This is a genomic window from Trinickia sp. NRRL B-1857, from assembly GCF_050470685.1.
Taxonomy (GTDB): Bacteria; Pseudomonadota; Gammaproteobacteria; order Burkholderiales; family Burkholderiaceae; genus Trinickia.
Window position 1 is genome coordinate 4,429,168 of sequence record NZ_JBFLUK010000001.1, and the last position, 17,919, is coordinate 4,447,086.

The window sequence follows — 17,919 nt, forward strand, 5'->3', positions numbered from 1 at the left end:
GCCTAAATGGATCTCATCATCCGCCGTGCGGCGTTGACCACCCATGAAGTGGGGCGCGACGCCCTCGTCGACATCGCGATCGATGCGGGACGTATCGTTGCTGTCGAGCCGAATCTTGCCGCGGCGGGAGGGCAAGAGTTCGATGCCGCCGGCGCGCTCGTCGTCCCGCCTTTCGTCGATGCGCATTTCCACCTCGATGCCACGCTTTCCTACGGTCTACCGCGTGTGAACGCGTCGGGTACGTTGTTGGAAGGGATCGCGCTGTGGGGCGAGTTAAAGCCCACGCTGACGCAGGAGGCGTTGATCGAACGCGCCTTGCAATACTGCGATTGGGCCGTTGCGCGCGGGCTGCTCGCGATTCGCACGCATGTCGACGTTTGCGATCCGCGCTTGCTGGCGGTCGAGGCCTTGCTCGAGGTCAAGCGTCGAGTCGCGCCTTATCTCGACCTGCAATTGGTCGCGTTTCCACAGGACGGGTTATTGCGTTCGGCAGGGGCGTTCGAGAACTTGCGGCGGGCGGTGGCGATGGGCGTCGACGTCGTAGGCGGCATTCCCCATTTCGAACGCACGATGGCGGACGGCGCGGAATCGATTCGACTGCTCTGCGAATTCGCCGCCGAAAAAGGGCTGCCGGTCGACATGCATTGCGACGAATCGGACGATCCGCTTTCCCGCCATATCGAAACGCTTTGCAAGGAGGCGCATCGTCTCGGTCTCGGTGGGCGTGTGGCCGGGTCGCATCTGACGTCGATGCATTCGATGGACAACTACTACGTGAGCAAGCTGTTGTCGCTGATGCGCGAGTCGGGCGTGGCCGCGATCGCCAATCCGCTCATCAACATCACGCTGCAAGGGCGGGCCGATACCTACCCGAAACGGCGCGGCATGACGCGCGTGCCGGAAATGCTGGCGGCCGGCATCGATGTGGCGTTCGGCCACGATTGCGCGATGGATCCGTGGTACAGCCTCGGTTGCGGCGACATGCTCGAAGTGGCGCATATGGGGCTGCACGTCGCTCAAATGACGGGCGTCGAGGCAATGCGCGCGGCATTCGATGCCGTCACGGTGAACGCGGCACGGATTATCGGTTTGGAGGATTACGGCATCGCACCGGGCTGCCGCGGCGACTGTGTCGTGCTCGACGCGCGCGATCCGATCGAGGCGATCCGATTGCGCGCGTCGCGCTTAGCGGTCGTGCGTCGCGGCCAGATCGTTGCGCGCATGCCGGCGGCGCGCGCGACGCTATCGTTGCCGGGACGCCCGCCCGAAGTGGATTTCAAGCTGCGCCGCTAACGCTAACGCTGCGGCGCAGCGCCGCGTCAACTCGCCGGCGTTTCGGCCATGCCGTTATGGCGCAGCAGCGCATCGATCGTCGGCGTGCGGCCTCGGAACGCCTTGAACGATTCCATCGCCGGACGGCTGCCGCCCACTTCTAGAATCTCGCGGCGATAGCGCGTACCCGTCTCGGCATCGAGAACGCTGCCTTGCGCCGCCTGGGCGGCATCTTCGAACGCTGCGTACGCATCGGCCGACAGCACTTCAGCCCATTTATAACTGTAGTAGCCGGCGGCATAGCCGCCCGCGAAGATATGGCTGAACGTGTTGGGCCACCGCGAGAAGCTCGCTTGCGGAATCACGTGATAGCGCTCGTTGATTTCGCGCGCGAGTTCGTTCGCGCTTTGCGCGCCTTGCGGGTCGAAGCTCGTGTGCAACCGCATGTCGTACATCGAGAAGACGATCTGCCGCAGCGTCGCCAGGCCGCTTTGGAAGTTCTTGGCGGCGATCATTTTGTCGAAGAGGGCACGCGGCAGCTTCTCGCCGGTATCCACGTGCGACGACATATCGGCAAGCACGTCCCACTCCCAGCAGAAGTTTTCGAGGAATTGCGACGGCAATTCGACGGCATCCCACTCCACGCCGTTGATGCCCGAGACGCCGAGTTCGTCCACGCGGGTGAGCATGTGATGCAAGCCGTGTCCGAATTCGTGGAACAGCGTGATGACCTCGTCGTGCGTGAAGCAGGCGCTCTTGCCGCCGACGGGCGCGGAGAAATTGCAGGTCAGGTAGGCAACCGGCGTTTGCAGACTGCCGTCGCTACGCTTGTGCCGCGAACGGGCATCGTCCATCCACGCGCCGCCTCGCTTCCCTTCTCGCGCATACAGATCGAGATAGAACTGCGCGCGCAGTGTGCCCGCTTCGTCTTCGACACGGAAAAAGCGGACGTCGGGATGCCAGATGGACGCTTCGTCGCGACGGATTTTCACGCCGAACAGCGTCTGCGCGACCTTGAAGAGCCCGTCGGTCACGGCTTGTTCGGGGAAGTATTGCTTGACCTCGTTTTCGGAGAACGCGTAGCGGTTTTCGCGCAGGCGCTCGCCCGCGAACGCGACATCCCACGGTTCGAGCTGGCTCAGGCCGAGCTCCTCGGCCGCGAATGCGCGCAGCTCCGCCCAATCCTTTTCGGCGTAGGGCCGGGCGCGTTTAGCCAAATCCTCGAGAAACGTGGAGACCTGATCGGGCGTATCGGCCATTTTCGGCACGAGCGAGACTTCGCCGAAATTGCGGTACCCGAGCATGCGCGCTTCTTCTTGGCGCAGCTTCAAGAGTTCGGCGACGTTCCCGGTGTTGTCCCATTCGGGCTTGCCGCCGCCGTACGTGCCGCCCAGTTCCGAGGCGCGCGTGACGTAAGCGCGATACATGGCCTCGCGCATCGGGCGATGCGTCGCGTACTGCATCACAGGGAAATACGACGGGAAATGCAGCGTGAATTTCCAGCCTTCGATGCCGGCTTCTTGCGCTGCCTCGCGCGCGGCTTGGACGACGTCCTCGGGCAGCCCGGCCAGTTCGCTTTCCGTTTTCGCGACGTAGGCGTAGGCGTTCGTTGCATCGAGCACGTGGTCGGAGAACGCCTTGGCAAGCGCTGCCTGGCGTTCCTGCAATTCGGAGAAGCGCGGCTTTTGATCCTCGGGCAGCTCGGCGCCGGACAAGCGGAAGTCGCGCAGCGCGTTTTGCAGAATCTTTTTGCGTTCATCGCTGAGTCCGGCATAAGCAGGGCTCGCGACGATCGCCTTGTACTTCTCGAACAGCGCCAGGTTTTGGCCGACGCTCGACCAGAACTCGGTTACGCGCGGCAAATTCTCGCCGTAGGCAGTGCGCAATTCGGGCGTATCGGCGACAGCGTTCAAATGGCCGACGATGCCCCAGGCGCGCGAAAGGGGCTCGGTCGCGGCCTCGGTGGCTTCGACGACATCGCGCCAATCGGCCGGCGTGGCCGGATCGGTTGCATGGTCGATCGCGGCTTGGGCCTGCTCCAGCAGGATGTCGAGCGCCGGCGTGATGTGTTCGGGGCGGATCTCGCCGAAACGCGGCAGGCCGGAAAAATCGAGCAGCGGATTGTCGTCTTGGACACGTTTGTCGGTAGAGCGGGACGAATCGGACGTATGAGAAGCCATAGCGCTGTTCCTGTCTGTTGGTGTCGCTGTCGAGAGGGCGAGGGCGCCCCCTATACCGTCATTATTAGGGCGCGGCACGCCGATTCCAATCGACGGTCCGCATTTTCGTTCTTTTCTTTCTCGCGCCCCGCAGCCGCCGTGCCGCTTAGCCGCCGTTCGCGTCGCGTTCGGCCGCTTCGATCGTATTGACGAGCAACATCGTGATCGTCATCGGGCCGACGCCGCCGGGTACCGGCGTGATATGGCCGGCCACGGCCGAGACGCCGGCGAAATCCACGTCGCCGCACAGCTTGCCTGCGTCGTCGCGATTCATGCCGACGTCGATCACGGTCGCACCCGGTTTGACCATATCGGCCGTGAGCAAGTTGCGGCGGCCGGTGGCAGCGACGACGATATCGGCTGCGCGCGTATGCGCGGCGAGATCGCGGGTTTTGCTGTGGCAGACCGTGACCGTGGCGCCCGCATCGATCAGCATCATCGCCATCGGCTTGCCGACGATGTTCGAACGGCCGATCACGACGGCGTTCGCGCCTTGCAAGGCGATGCCGTAGGCGTCGAACATCTTCATGACGCCGTACGGCGTGCAAGGCCGAAACAGCGGCTTGCCCGTCATCAACGCCCCAGCGTTCGCGACGTGAAAGCCGTCGACGTCTTTCTCGGGCGCGATCGCCTCGATCACCTTGTGGCTATCGATATGCGCGGGCAGCGGCAATTGAACGAGGATGCCGTGAATGCGCGGATCGCGATTGAGCGCGTCGATTCGCGCGAGCAAATCGGCTTCGGAAAGCGTGGCCGGATAGCGGTCGTACGACGAGTAAAGGCCGTTGTCCTCGCATGCCTTCACTTTGTTGCGCACGTAGACTTCGCTGGCCGGGTTGTCGCCGACGAGCACCACGGCAAGCCCCGGCTGGTGTCCACGCGCGGCAAGCGCGGCGGCACGCGCGGCGACGTCGGCGCGAAGAGTCTTGGAAAGGGCGAGGCCGTCGATCAGTTTGGCTGTCATGGTGGTCGGTCGAGAATGAGACGATGAAATGCGGCGGTCGCGCGAAGTGCAGGGCATGGCGCGTCGAGTCGAGCGATGAGCGATCGAGCCGGCGGCGTGCATGCGCCGTTCGCTCCGGCGGCGAGGCGGTAGGCGAAGCCGCGACGAGCGGGCGCGTGATCCACGCGCGCGACAAAAGCGTAATTATAGCGTCGGATGCAAGGCCGGCGCGGGGAGGCGGCCCGGACGGGAGAGACCGGGCGAGGGCGGGGCGACGGCAGGCGCCAAGCGCGGGCGCTTGCCGCCGATGTTATGCCTGATTGGCGGGCTTGTTCGACAACGCGAGGCGCAGCAGGTCGGCCACCGTGTTGACGTTGAGCTTTTCCATGATGTTGGCGCGGTGCGCTTCGACCGTCTTGATGCTGATGCCGAGGTCGTCGGCGATCTGCTTGTTCAAGCGGCCCGCGATGATGCGTTCGAGCACCTGATGCTCGCGCGCCGTCAGCTTGCCCAAGCGCTCGGCCGCCGCGCGCTGCTGCTGCACCGTGCTGCTTTCGCTGCGCGCCTTGTCGAGCATGCGCTCGACGAGCTTGCGCAATTCGGCTTCGTCGAACGGCTTCTCGATGAAATCCATCGCGCCTTTCTTCATCGTCGAGACGGCCATCGGCACATCGCCGTGACCCGTGACGAAGATGATCGGCAACGAGGCGTTTTCTGCGATAAGGCGCTCTTGCAACTCGAGCCCGCTCATGCCGGACATCCGTACGTCGAGGATGAGGCACGCGATCTGTCCGGCGTGCTGCGCGGGCTGATAAGCCTCGAGGAATTGCTCGGCGCTCGAGAAGCACTGCACCCGATAGCCGTTCGCTTCCAAAAGCCAGCGCAGCGAATCTCGGACGGCTTCGTCATCGTCGACCACGAAGACGGTTTCTTGACTGGTGACTGGGCTGCTCATAGCTCTCCCGTAACGGTTTGTGGTCTCGGCGCCTCGACCGTGCCGCCGTGGCCCGGATCGCTAGGTTCGCCGATCGGCAGACTACAGTGAAACGTGGCGCCTGTGATCTTGCCGTCGCTATCGACGTTGTTGACAACCCACAGACGACCCCGATGCGATTCGATAATCGAGCGGCAAATGTTAAGGCCCATGCCCATGCCGTCCGACTTGGTGCTGTAAAACGGTTCGAACAGCCGTTCGATCGCCGCTTCGTCCACGCCCGGACCTTGGTCGATGACGCTAATGCAGACGAAGCCCGAATCGAGCCGTACCAGCACGCGGATCATCGGATCGACGGCGTTCGGACGCGCCTCGTGCATGGCTTCGGCCGCGTTCTTGAGCAAGTTGACGAGCACTTGCTCGATCAGTACCGGATCGACGTAGATGACGGGCAGGCGCGAGCGCACTTCGGTCAGGATCCGGATCCGCCGCTTTCTGACTTCGATCTCGGCCAAGCCCACGGCATCGGCCACGATGTCCGATACGCGCGCGGCTTGCCGCTTCGGCTCGCTGCGCTTCACGAATTCGCGGATGCGCTTGATGATCATGCCGGCGCGTACCGCTTGCTGGGCCGTTTTTTCGAGGACGGGGAGCAGCGTGTCGGGCGTCGTGCGTCCGGCCTTCACGAGCGCGACGGTACCCGAACAATAGTTGTTGATCGCGGCGAGCGGTTGGTTCAATTCGTGCGCCAGCGACGACGCCATTTCGCCCATCGTCATCAAGCGGCTCGTGAAGTGCAGCTTTTCTTCTTGCTGGCGCGCGAGCTCCTGCGCCTGCTTGCGCGTGGTGATGTCGGTCGCGATTTGCATCTGCGCGAGGTGGCCGTCGACCCATTGGATGTACTGGCGGCGCACCTCGAACCACTTCTGGATGCTCTGTACGTAGATTTCCTGGGCGTCGGCGGCGCTTTCGGTCAGCGCGGCGGCCGGCAACCCGGCGTAGGCATCGACCATGTCGATCGAGTCGGACGACGCTTGCGCGCTGTCGAAGCCGCCGCCCGCCAGCTCCAAGTGGCCGTCCGGGCGAATGCCGAATAGGTGGCGGTAGTAGCGGTTCGCGAACAGCAATTCCGCTTCGTCGGCCGCGAGCACGGAGACGGCGGCGTCGAGGCTCTCCAGCACGGTCGTGAAGCGCTCGTGCGCGGCGGCGAGTTCCTCGCGCGCGCGCTTGGGCTCGGTGATGTCGGTCATCGACGACATCCAACCCGTTTGGCGCCCCGAACTGTCGATGAGCGGAGAGACATATAGCCGCGCGTGAAACAGCGAGCCGTCTTTACGCCGCACACGCAATTCGAACCCCGAGGAGGGCGCCTTGCCGCGCAACGTCATATCGAGCTGGCGTTGCATCTCGGGATACGAATCCCGAGGCCAGTACGGGAACGGCGCCGTTTTGCCGACGAGATCGCTCTCGTCCCAGCCCGTCATGCGGCAAAACGCCGGGTTCACGTGCGTGATGCGCCCATGCATGTCGAGCACCCGCATGCCGATCAGGACCGAATTTTCCATGGCCCGGCGGAAGAACGCCTCGGCGTACAGTGCTTGCTGCGCCTCGAAGCGTTGGCGTGTGTGCTTCCACAAGCTCCAAAGGCTCCACAGGACGAAGCACGAGAGCCCCGCGACGAGCCACACGAGCGTGTTGTTCGTGAAATTCGTGACCTGCGGAAACGCATAGACGCGCACGGTAACGCCCTGACCGGGCGGATCGAGCGGCAGGTCGTAGAAGATGTCGCGCGGCAGGCGCGGACGCGTCGAGGTGGTCGCCAGTTCGCGATTGTTCGCGTCGGTGATCGAGATCTTGTACTTGGCCGACAGCTCGGGCGGGATGTCGTGCTTGAGGATCCCTTCGATGGAGAAGACGGCCGCGATCGAGCCGAGGAACTCGCGGTCGCGATAGATCGGCGTTTGGAGCGTGAGGTAGCCGTTGCCGACGTCGTCGTAGATGAGCGGCGAATACACCTGGCGCCGCGTGCTGCGCGCATCGGCGAACGCGGCCCTGACCGCCTCGTCCATCTGAGCGTCGGTCAGCCGCGCGAAGCGTTGCCCCGCGAGCGGCAACGGGGTATCCGGCCAGCGGGGCGACTTCTGAACCGTATACCAGTTCAGATAAAGGATTTCGGGGTGCGCTTGCATGATGTCGGACGTCGACATCTCGAATCCGTGCTGATCGGAATGGCCGGCCGCGATGTCGCGAGCGAGCGCTTGCAATTGCTCTTGCGCGCCCGTCATCGACAGGCGGATTTGTTGCTGCGCCCACGCCACGTTGCGATAAAGCGTGTCTTCTTGCTGCTGCTGCTCTCGCCTGTTCAAGCTCCACAGGATGAGGCTCATCACCACCAAGAACACCAAGATGGAAAGTAAAGGCGTGAGCAAATACGAATTGGACCACCACGGTCCGTGGTGCCAGCGTGACGGCGCCGAGTCCGCCCGATTTCCGGACGGCCGCGCCGAACGTGCGAAAAGCCGATCGGTCAACATGGCTCGAATTGTAGCGCAGCGCGCCACGGCCAATTGGCGTAAAACAGGGGTATTCCAGCCTCGTTTGACGCAACTGAGCTCAGATTTATGCACGATCGCCGTCAGTTTTAGGTGCGTCGCAGCAATATTCCGCATTATGAGAAATGATCTCGTCATTCGAAAAATTGTTTGCTAAGGCACCGCAAGCCTCTTTACAATCGCCGACAGTTGCCGCGGTCCGACCCGGTCTGCGTCGTCCATTCGTCATGCATTCCCCAAATCCAGGAGACAAGAATGTCCGCTGTGCCCGACGAAGTCATGAAATATGTCGCCGCCGATAAAGACGACGACCCCCAGGAAACCGGCGAATGGCTCGACGCGCTCGAAGGGGTCATTTCTGCCGTCGGTCCGGACCGTGCGCATTACTTGATCGAAAAGCAGATCGAGTTCGCGCGCGTGCACGGCGAACACCTGCCGTTCTCCGCTAAGACGCCGTACATCAATACGATCCCGGTTTCGCGCCAGGCGAAGATCCCGGGCGATCAAGACCTCGAGCACCGCATTCGCTCGTACACGCGCTGGAACGCGATCGCGATGGTGCTGCGCGCCGGCAAGCACACGAACGTCGGCGGCCATATCGCCTCGTTCGCGTCGGCCGCCACGCTCTACGACGTCGGCTTCAACCACTTTTGGCACGCACCGTCGCCCGAGCACGGCGGCGATCTCGTCTTCGTGCAAGGGCACTCGTCGCCCGGCATCTATTCGCGCGCGTTCTTGCTCGGCCGCCTCACGGAAAACCAGCTCGACAACTTCCGCCAGGAAGTCGGCGGCGAGGGCATCTCGTCGTATCCGCACCCGTGGCTGATGCCCGATTTCTGGCAATTCCCGACCGTCTCGATGGGTCTCGGCCCGATCATGGCGATCTACCAAGCCCGCTTCATGAAGTACATGCAAGCGCGCGGCATCGCCAAGACGGACGGCCGTAAGGTCTGGGCCTTCCTCGGCGACGGCGAAACGGACGAACCGGAATCGCTCGGCGCGATCGGTATGGCGGGCCGCGAGCGGCTGAACAACCTCGTGTTCGTCATCAACTGCAACTTGCAGCGTCTCGATGGTCCGGTGCGCGGTAACGGCAAGATCATTCAAGAGCTCGAATCGGAGTTCCGCGGCGCGGGCTGGAACGTCATCAAGGTCGTCTGGGGCAGCCGCTGGGACGCGCTGTTCGCACGCGACAAGACGGGCGTGCTGATGCGCCGCATGATGGAAGTGGTCGACGGCGAGTACCAAACGTACAAGTCCGAATCGGGCGCGTTCGTCCGCGAGCATTTCTTCAACACGCCTGAATTGAAGGCGCTCGTTGCCGACTGGTCCGACGAAGACATTTGGAACCTGAACCGCGGCGGCCACGATCCGCATAAGATTTACGCGGCCTTCCATGAAGCCCAGCACGCCAAGGATCAGCCCACCGTCATCCTCGCGAAGACGATCAAGGGCTACGGCATGGGCGAGGCCGGCCAAGCGATGAACATCACCCACCAGCAAAAGAAGATGCAGGTGGATCAGCTCAAGGTGTTCCGCGATCAATTCCGCCTGCCGATTTCCGACGAAGATCTCGTCAATGTGCCGTACCTCAAGTTCGAGGAAGGTTCGAAGGAACTCGAGTACATGCGTGCTCGCCGCCAAGAGCTCGGCGGCTATCTGCCGGCGCGCCGCGAGAAGGCCGAATCGCTGCCGGTGCCGGATCTGGCCGCGTTCGAGCCGCTCTTGAAGGGCACGGGCGAAGGCCGCGAGATTTCGACGACGATGGCGTTCGTGCGGATCTTGAACATCCTGCTCAAGGACAAGGCGCTCGGTAAGCGCGTCGTGCCGATCGTCCCCGACGAATCGCGTACGTTCGGCATGGAAGGACTCTTCCGTCAAATCGGTATCTGGAATCAGGACGGCCAAAAGTACGTGCCGGAAGATTCGGACCAACTGATGTTCTACCGCGAATCGGAGACGGGCCAGATTCTGCAAGAAGGCATCAACGAAGCCGGCGGCATGTGCGACTGGATCGCGGCCGCGACGTCGTACTCGACGCACGGCGAGATCATGGTGCCGTTCTACATCTTCTATTCGATGTTCGGCCTGCAACGTATCGGCGACCTCGTTTGGGCGGCCGGCGATATGCGTTCGCGCGGCTTCCTGCTCGGCGGTACGGCGGGACGCACGACGCTGAACGGCGAAGGGTTGCAGCACGAAGACGGCCACTCGCTGCTGTGGGCGCAATCGGTGCCGAACTGCTTGAGCTACGACCCGACGTTCGGCTACGAACTCGCCGTGATCATGCAAGACGGTCTGCGCCGCATGGTCCAGAACCAGGAAGACGTGTTCTATTACATCACCGTGATGAACGAGAACTACGAGCACCCGGCGATCCCGCAGGGCGAGCACGTGGCCGAGCACATCATCAAGGGGATGTACTCGCTCAAGAAGGCGGATGCCGCGGCGAAGGGTCCGCGCGTTCAGCTGATGGGCGCGGGCACGATCCTGAACGAAGTGATCGCGGCCGCCGATCTGCTCAAGAATGACTGGAACGTCGATGCCGATCTCTGGAGCGTACCGAGCTTCACCGAACTCGCTCGCGAAGGCCAGGACATCGCGCGCTGGAATCTGCTCCATCCGACCGAGCCCCGCAAGCTCTCGCACGTGGAGACGCTGCTTAAGGATGCGAAGGGTCCCGTCATCGCCTCGACCGACTACGTGCGTGCGCTCGCCGACCAGATCCGCGGCTACGTGCCGGGTCGCTACGTCGTGCTCGGCACGGACGGCTTCGGCCGTTCGGACACGCGCGAGAAGCTGCGCCACTTCTTCGAGGTCGATCGTTACTGGGTCACCGTTGCCGCACTGAACGCGCTGGCCGACGAGGGCACGATCGAGCGTAAGGTCGTCGCCGACGCGCTCGAGAAATACAGTCTCGATCCCAACAAACCCAACCCGATGACCGTTTAAGGCAAGGCCTTCGCGTGAGGTCATGCGCGCCCGCCGCTTCATCCACGGCGGGCGCGCCTTGCGTGTGCCCTGGAGACACGAACAATGAGTGAAGCGATCGAAGTCAAGGTGCCGGACATCGGCGACTACAAAGACGTGCCCGTCATCGAAATTCTCGTGAAGGCCGGCGACAGCGTCGAAAAAGAACAATCCCTCGTCACGCTCGAATCGGACAAGGCGACGATGGACGTGCCGAGCCCGCAGGCGGGCAAGGTCAAGGAAGTGAAGGTCAAGCAGGGCGACTCGGTGTCGGAGGGCACGCTGATCGTGTTGCTCGAGCCGGTCGGCGCAAGCGCGCAAGCGGCCAAGCCGGCGCAGGCGAACGGCGCGGCGGCACCGGCCGCCGCGAGCGCGCCCGCGCAGCAAGCCGCACCGGCGGCAGCCCCGGCCGCGGGCGGCGCCGTGCAGGAAGTGAAGGTTCCCGATATCGGCGACTATAAAGACGTCCCGGTGATCGAAGTCGCCGTCAAGGTCGGCGATCGCGTGGAGAAGGAGCAGTCGCTCGTCACGCTCGAATCGGACAAGGCGACGATGGACGTGCCGAGCCCCGTGGCCGGTGTCGTCAAGGAAGTGAAGGTCAAGGTGGGCGACGCCGTGTCCGAAGGCACGCTGATCGTACTCGTCGAGGCGCAAGGCGCGGCGGCCGCTCCCGCCGCGGCGCCGGCAGCGCCGGCCAAGCCGGTGGAGGCCCCGGCCGACGCACCGCGCGATGCGACGACGCATCCCGTCCCGGCTCAGCCGTCCGCATTGGCGCAAGCGCCCGTGATTCCGGCCGGCGAAGGCGGCGCGCGCCGTCCGAGCCATGCTTCGCCTTCGGTGCGCAAGTTCGCGCGCGAACTCGGCGTGGACGTGGCGCAGGTGCAGGGTACGGGTCCGAAGGGTCGTATTACGCAAGAAGACGTCACCGCGTTCGTAAAGGGCGTGATGACGGGGCAGCGCGCGATCGCCGGCGCAGCGCCGGCCGGCGCTGCGGGGACGGGCGGCGAGCTCAACTTGCTGCCGTGGCCGAAGATCGATTTCACCAAGTTCGGTCCGGTCGATCCGAAGCCGCTGTCGCGCATCAAGAAGATCTCGGGCGCGAATCTGCATCGCAACTGGGTGATGATCCCGCACGTCACGAACAACGACGAAGCCGACATCACCGAGCTCGAAGCGCTGCGCGTGCAACTGAACAAGGAAAACGAGAAGGCCGGCGTGAAGGTCACGATGCTCGCATTCGTGATCAAGGCCGTCGTCTCGGCACTGAAGAAGTTCCCGACCTTCAATGCGAGCTTGGACGGCGACAACCTCGTGTTCAAGCAGTACTTCCACGTCGGTTTCGCCGCCGATACGCCGAACGGTCTCGTCGTTCCGGTGATCCGCGATGCGGACAAGAAGGGCCTCATCGAGATCGCCAAGGAGATGGCCGAGCTGTCGAAGCTGGCGCGCGACGGCAAGCTCAAGCCCGACCAGATGCAAGGCGGTTGCTTCTCGATCTCCTCGCTCGGCGGTATCGGCGGCACGAACTTCACGCCGATCATCAATGCGCCTGAAGTGGCGATCCTCGGCTTGTCGCGCGGCGCGATGAAGCCGGTGTGGGACGGCAAGCAGTTCGTGCCGCGCCTCACGCTGCCGCTTTCGCTCTCGTACGATCACCGCGTGATCGACGGTGCGGAAGCCGCGCGCTTCAACGCTTATCTCGGAGCGCTGCTCGCCGATTTCCGGCGCGTGATCCTTTGATCGTCGACAACAAGAAGGGGACGTGAATGAGTCTCGTTGAAGTGAAGGTGCCGGATATCGGCGATTTCAAAGATGTCGACGTCATCGAAGTCAACATCAAGCCGGGCGACGTCATCGAGAAAGAGCAGTCGTTGCTGACGCTCGAATCGGACAAGGCGTCGATGGAAGTGCCGAGCGATGTCGCCGGCACGGTCAAGGAAGTGAAGATCAAGGCCGGCGATAAGGTCTCGCAAGGCACGGTCGTGGCGTTGGTCGAGGCGTCCGCCGCCGCGCCGGTGCCTGCGCCTGCCAAGAGCGCGCCCGCGCCGCAACCGGCCGCCGCCCAGGCTCCGGCGGCAGCCGCGCCGCAAGCGGGCAGCTTCTCGGGTGCGGCCGATATCGAATGCGACATGCTCGTGCTCGGCGCCGGCCCCGGCGGCTACTCGGCCGCATTCCGCGCGGCCGACCTCGGCATGAAGACTGTCCTCGTCGAACGCTATTCGACGCTGGGCGGCGTGTGCTTGAACGTCGGCTGCATTCCGTCGAAGGCGCTGCTGCATACCGCGTTGATCACCGACGAAGTGGCGGCGCTGGCCGCGCACGGCATTACGTTCGGCAAGCCGCAGATCGATCTGGATAAGCTGCGCGACTTCAAGTCGGGCGTGGTCAAGAAGTTGACGACGGGCCTGGCCGGCATGGCCAAGGCGCGTAAGGTCGAGGTCGTGACCGGTGTCGGCGCGTTCGTCGATCCGTATCACATGGAAGTGCAGGGCGAGGGCGGCAAGAAGATCGTGAGGTTCAAGCAAGCGATCATCGCAGCCGGCTCGCAGGCGGTGAAGCTGCCGTTCATGCCCGAGGATCCGCGCGTCGTCGATTCCACCGGTGCGCTCGAGTTGCGCCAAGTGCCCCAGCGCATGCTGGTGGTGGGCGGCGGCATCATCGGCCTCGAAATGGCGACGGTGTACGCCACGCTCGGCGCGAAGATCGACGTCGTCGAAATGCTCGACGGCCTCATGATGGGCGCCGACCGCGATCTCGTGAAGGTTTGGCAAAAGTACAGCGCCAAGCACTTCGCAAACGTCATGCTGCGCACTAAGACGGCCTCGGCCGAAGCGAAATCGGACGGCATCTACGTCAAGTTCGAAGGCGAGCAGGCGCCGGCCGAACCGCAACGTTACGATCTCGTGCTCGTGGCCGTCGGCCGCAGCCCGAACGGCAAGCGGATCGGTGCCGATAAGGCGGGCGTGGCGGTGACCGATCGCGGTTTCATCGAAGTCGACAAGCAGATGCGTACCAACGTGCCGCATATCTTCGCGATCGGCGACGTCGTCGGTCAGCCGATGCTCGCGCATAAAGCGGTGCACGAAGGCCACGTGGCCGCCGAAGCGGCGCATGGCGAGAAGGCCTATTTCGACGCGTTGCAGATTCCTTCGGTCGCCTACACCGACCCGGAAGTGGCTTGGGCCGGCAAGACCGAAGATCAGTGCAAGGCCGAAGGCATCAAGTACGGCAAGGCCGTGTTCCCGTGGGCAGCCTCGGGGCGTGCGATCGCCAACGGCCGCGACGAGGGCTTCACGAAACTGATCTTCGATGAGGAAACGCATCGCGTGATCGGCGGCGGCATCGTCGGTCTGAACGCAGGCGATTTGATCAGCGAAGTGTGTCTGGCGATCGAAATGGGCGCGGACGCGACCGACATCGGCCGCACGATCCATCCGCACCCGACGCTCGGCGAGTCGATCGGCATGGCGGCGGAGTTGTACGAGGGTGTCTGTACCGATCTGCCGCCGCAACGCAAGAAATGAGGTCTGCGTGAGCCGGGTGCGCCGCTGAGCTTGCGAGCCTAGCGGCGCACGTCGATCGCGATCGAGGCGTCTTCGCGTAACAGGCGCGTCGTTCGGTGACGGCAAATACAAAAATGGCGCGCTCCCTTTCAGGAGCGCGCCATTTTTTACGTCGGCGCGGAGCGGGGCCGAGTGTGTATTACGCTACCGTCTTCTTCGTCGATGCGGCGCGCGAAGCTTGCGAGGCGGCTTGTTGGGCAGCCTTTTGCGCGGCCGTAGCAGCGGCGTTGAAGTTGCTTTCGGCGATTTCGACGGCTTGCTTCGTTGCCTTGTGAACCGTTTCGTACGTCGTGTTCGCGGCCGTGATCGCCGACTTCATGACGGCGACAGCCGTTTCCGAACCGGCCGGCGCGTTCTTCGCGACGTTCTCGACGAGCGCTTGCACCTTACGGTTTTGCTCTTCGTACTGGGCTTCGGCAACGCGCGCGAACTCGGCTTGCGTAGCCGAGGCGATTTCGTACAGATGACGACCGTACGAGAGCACCTTCTCGGCGACCGGCTGCGTCAGGCTGGCTTGCAGCGCGACGAACTCTTGCGCATCCTTGACCGACAGCGCACGTTGTGCGTTTTCCTGGCTTTCCGCGAGCGTCGACTTCACGACTTGCAAGTTCAGTTCGACGAGCTTTTCGATGCCTTCGAACGCCTTGTTCGTGAGACCGAACAGCGCTTCGAGGTTCGCTTTCTGTGCTGCGGCAAATTGCTCAGGTGTCAGCAGAGTCATGTTTTCGCTCCTGAATATCGGCCTGTTCCGGCAGACCGAAGTGGTGGAATGGCTAAACTTGCGAGGCGCTTCTTAAGATCAAACGTGTTTTGTGCGTCGCAACAACGGTTCCCATTTTAGGACGACCTGCACAAATGTCAAGCACATTTTGTGCATCGCACCATCTCGAGAATTTGTCGATAAAACAATGCGTTGCAGGCCTTAAGGGACAGCTCTAAGGAACCGTTCCCAAGGCCCTCGTTGCGCCATCGGAAGCCCGTTCGGAGGGCTTTTCGCGGATTTCGGCCGCGTGTGTTCGCCACCGCGCGGTCACATGGCGGAAAACGCTGTAAACCAAACGCAGGGCTGGCGCGTTATGCGGAAATCATCGCGCCGCACCAGGGACGCGCACGCCGTGAAGCGGTGCTGTGCCTGAGACTTGGTGCGAACCAATTCGCTAAAGTTCGGACAAACATCGCCGTTATGCGGTTATGGCCCCACAGGCGAAGCCGCGCTCGCGCAAGAATTGTGCATGTCAGGCGCTTCCCCAATTTACAAAGTGGATCAAGGACGGCCGATAAGTGCTTAATATTGCGAATTTTTCGCGGCTTTACTACACTTGCGGACAACCGTACGCCACTCCTGCTTCAGAACTTCATGAAAATCGCTCTGTTTTCGTCGCTCAATGTGATTAGAGGCGTGGCGCTCGGCACGATCGTGTCCGGCCTCGCCATGGCGACGGTTGCGACCCCGATCGACGCTTTCGCCGCCGGCGACGCCGCTTCGGTTCACCATCCCGTCCATAAAAAGCACGCCAAGAAAGAGGCGCATGCTGCCGCGACCGCGGCCGACGGCACCGCCAAAACCGCTGCCGCCGACGTGCGCACGAAGGGCGGCCGGCACGAGCGCGTGCGTTACACGCTGCGCGGACATGGACGTCATGCCGTCGTCCATCGCGTCGCGTTCGAGCCGCGCTCCCCCACGTCCGGGCAGGCCTTTGGGCTGCAAGAAACGCCCGAGGGCGTCGCGCTGCGCTCCAATGTCGCGTTTGTCGTCGATCAAAATACGTCCGAGGTGCTGTTCGACAAGAACTCGACCTCCGTCGTGCCGATCGCATCGATCTCGAAGCTGATGACGGCGATGGTCGTCCTCGATTCGAAGGAGGCGTTGACCGAGCAAATCGAGGTGACGGACGAGGATCGCGATTTCATCAAGCACACGACGTCGCGGCTGCGCGTCGGCTCGGTACTCTCGCGCGAGGATATGTTGCACATCGCGTTGATGGCGTCGGAGAACCGCGCGGCGGCGGCGCTGTCGCGCTACTACCCGGGCGGGCGGCCCGCATTCATCGCGGCGATGAATGCGAAAGCCAAGGCGCTGGGTATGAACGATACGCACTTCGAAAGCCCGACGGGGCTGACGAGCGAGAACGTTTCGACGGCACGCGATCTGGTAAAGATGATCGACGCCGCCTACCAATATCCGATGATCCGCAAGTTCTCGACGGATCGCAGCTACGACGTCTATCCGGGTAGGGGCGTGCTGGCGTACAACAGCACCAATGCGCTCGTCCGTAACCCCACGTGGGACATCGGGCTGCAAAAGACGGGCTTCATCAACGAAGCCGGCGAGTGCCTCGTGATGCAGGCTACGATCCACGGCCGTCCGATGGTGATGGTGCTGCTCGACTCCACGGGCAAGTACTCGCGGTTTGCCGATGCCACGCGTCTGCGTAAATGGCTCGACGACTTCGGCGGTCAGCGCATTACCAGCGCGGATGCCGGTGGGCGCGGCACCTGAAAATCGAAGCGTGTGGGGCGCACCTGATACGAGGACGCCCGCGAACGCCAACCTGAGCCTTGCCGAAGATGCCGTCCAGTTCACCGCTGGACGGCATTTTCACTTCCGGGGCAGAAATGGTTGTGCATTTCCCTCGCGATGCCGGCCAAAGGTCGTTCGACTAGCGTTGCGCCGAAGTGAGCTGAACGGTTTCCGAAACCCAGCGCCGCGCATGGTCCGGCCAAAATTCCTCGGGACCGTATAGGCTGCGCTCCCCATCGAATATCCACCCATGCTGCGAATGGAGGTCTCGGCCGCCGGCAAGGAATGTCTCGGCATCCAGCGGATCGCCGGGATAGTTTTGAACGAAGAGCTTTTTGCATTCGACCGCATCGAATTCTTTCCGCCAGTGATGCTGAGTCGGATGCTGGATGACGGTGTGTTCGTTACGCCATAGTCCTCGCGCGATTTCGGCGTCGCTGTCGCGATTCACATATTCGAGGCGCGGCGTGTGCACCGCGACGCCGAAGGCGCCCAATGCGGCGGCGAGTGCCAATTCGTCACATAGATCGCCGGGCCAGTGCACGTGGTCCTCGCGTGCAAGTTCGCCCATTTTCCATTCGTCGATAATGCGGATCCACGCGTCGAGCCAAGGAATGCAGCTTTCATCGGCCATGACCGTACCCGAGTTGTACCGAATCCAGAATTTCTGCTCGGGCCAGCGGATCGACACCAGCGGCGCCCGCCACGATGGCGGAATCGGAGCCACGATCCGGCACTCGACGTCCACATAAAGAACGGTTCCGAAATCTTCTACCCCTTTGCGAATGATTCTCGGGTGATTGCACCATGCCTCCAACAAGCTCGAATAATCTTCGTCAATCTCGTAAAGGTGGCTCGGGTAGCCGAATCGTTCGCAATCGGCGCGTAGATTGTGGAACATCGCCTTGTAGGGTCCGGATGCCCAGGCAATACATGTAAATTTTG

Annotated in this window: 11 protein-coding genes; 5 read left to right on the forward strand and 6 right to left on the reverse strand. The window is 62.9% G+C overall.

Annotation, left to right across the window (positions count from 1 at the left end):
• Nucleotides 1-6 precede the first annotated feature (6 nt).
• Entirely contained in the window at nucleotides 7-1,293 is a 1,287-nt protein-coding gene (locus AB1286_RS19740) for an amidohydrolase family protein (protein ID WP_430364849.1), read from the forward strand.
• Between the two features lie 26 nt (nucleotides 1,294-1,319).
• Here the strand turns inward: AB1286_RS19740 and AB1286_RS19745 are convergent, their stop codons facing one another.
• The 4 genes from AB1286_RS19745 to fixL all read right to left on the reverse strand — a co-directional run bounded on the left by AB1286_RS19745 (nucleotide 1,320) and on the right by fixL (nucleotide 7,902).
• On the reverse strand, nucleotides 1,320-3,452 hold the full coding sequence (locus AB1286_RS19745) for a M3 family metallopeptidase (RefSeq protein WP_430364850.1): 2,133 nt from the start codon (nucleotides 3,450-3,452) through the stop codon (nucleotides 1,320-1,322).
• Between the two features lie 145 nt (nucleotides 3,453-3,597).
• Nucleotides 3,598-4,455, reverse strand: coding sequence for a bifunctional methylenetetrahydrofolate dehydrogenase/methenyltetrahydrofolate cyclohydrolase FolD (folD, locus tag AB1286_RS19750; RefSeq protein WP_430364851.1), 858 nt, complete (start codon nucleotides 4,453-4,455; stop codon nucleotides 3,598-3,600).
• 289 nt (nucleotides 4,456-4,744) lie between these two features.
• Nucleotides 4,745-5,389, reverse strand: a complete 645-nt coding sequence (fixJ, locus tag AB1286_RS19755; protein ID WP_102643564.1) for an oxygen response regulator transcription factor FixJ — start codon at nucleotides 5,387-5,389, stop codon at nucleotides 4,745-4,747.
• Nucleotides 5,386-7,902, reverse strand: a complete 2,517-nt coding sequence (fixL, locus tag AB1286_RS19760; RefSeq protein ID WP_430364852.1) for an oxygen sensor histidine kinase FixL — start codon at nucleotides 7,900-7,902, stop codon at nucleotides 5,386-5,388. The genes fixJ and fixL overlap by 4 nt, the downstream gene beginning before the upstream one ends.
• Before the next feature lie 273 nt (nucleotides 7,903-8,175).
• On the opposite strand from fixL, the gene aceE reads away from it, so the two are divergent.
• The 3 genes from aceE (at nucleotide 8,176) to lpdA (ending at nucleotide 14,414) form a co-directional block, all read left to right on the forward strand.
• On the forward strand, nucleotides 8,176-10,872 hold the full coding sequence (aceE, locus tag AB1286_RS19765; protein ID WP_430364853.1) for a pyruvate dehydrogenase (acetyl-transferring), homodimeric type: 2,697 nt from the start codon (nucleotides 8,176-8,178) through the stop codon (nucleotides 10,870-10,872).
• 84 nt (nucleotides 10,873-10,956) lie between these two features.
• On the forward strand, nucleotides 10,957-12,630 hold the full coding sequence (gene aceF, locus AB1286_RS19770; RefSeq protein WP_430364854.1) for a dihydrolipoyllysine-residue acetyltransferase: 1,674 nt from the start codon (nucleotides 10,957-10,959) through the stop codon (nucleotides 12,628-12,630).
• Between the two features lie 26 nt (nucleotides 12,631-12,656).
• Complete coding sequence (gene lpdA, locus AB1286_RS19775; protein ID WP_430364855.1) at nucleotides 12,657-14,414, forward strand: dihydrolipoyl dehydrogenase; 1,758 nt, start codon at nucleotides 12,657-12,659, stop codon at nucleotides 14,412-14,414.
• Between the two features lie 178 nt (nucleotides 14,415-14,592).
• On the opposite strand, the gene AB1286_RS19780 is transcribed toward lpdA, so the two are convergent.
• Nucleotides 14,593-15,174 (reverse strand): phasin family protein, encoded by a 582-nt coding sequence (locus AB1286_RS19780; RefSeq protein ID WP_430364856.1) that lies wholly within the window; start codon nucleotides 15,172-15,174, stop codon nucleotides 14,593-14,595.
• 636 nt (nucleotides 15,175-15,810) lie between these two features.
• On the opposite strand from AB1286_RS19780, the gene pbpG reads away from it, so the two are divergent.
• A complete protein-coding gene (gene pbpG / locus AB1286_RS19785; protein WP_430364857.1) occupies nucleotides 15,811-16,953 on the forward strand; it encodes a D-alanyl-D-alanine endopeptidase in 1,143 nt (380 codons plus the stop codon).
• 160 nt (nucleotides 16,954-17,113) lie between these two features.
• Here the strand turns inward: pbpG and AB1286_RS19790 are convergent, their stop codons facing one another.
• Nucleotides 17,114-17,875, reverse strand: coding sequence for a hypothetical protein (locus AB1286_RS19790; protein ID WP_430364858.1), 762 nt, complete (start codon nucleotides 17,873-17,875; stop codon nucleotides 17,114-17,116).
• Between the last annotated feature and the right edge of the window lie 44 nt (nucleotides 17,876-17,919).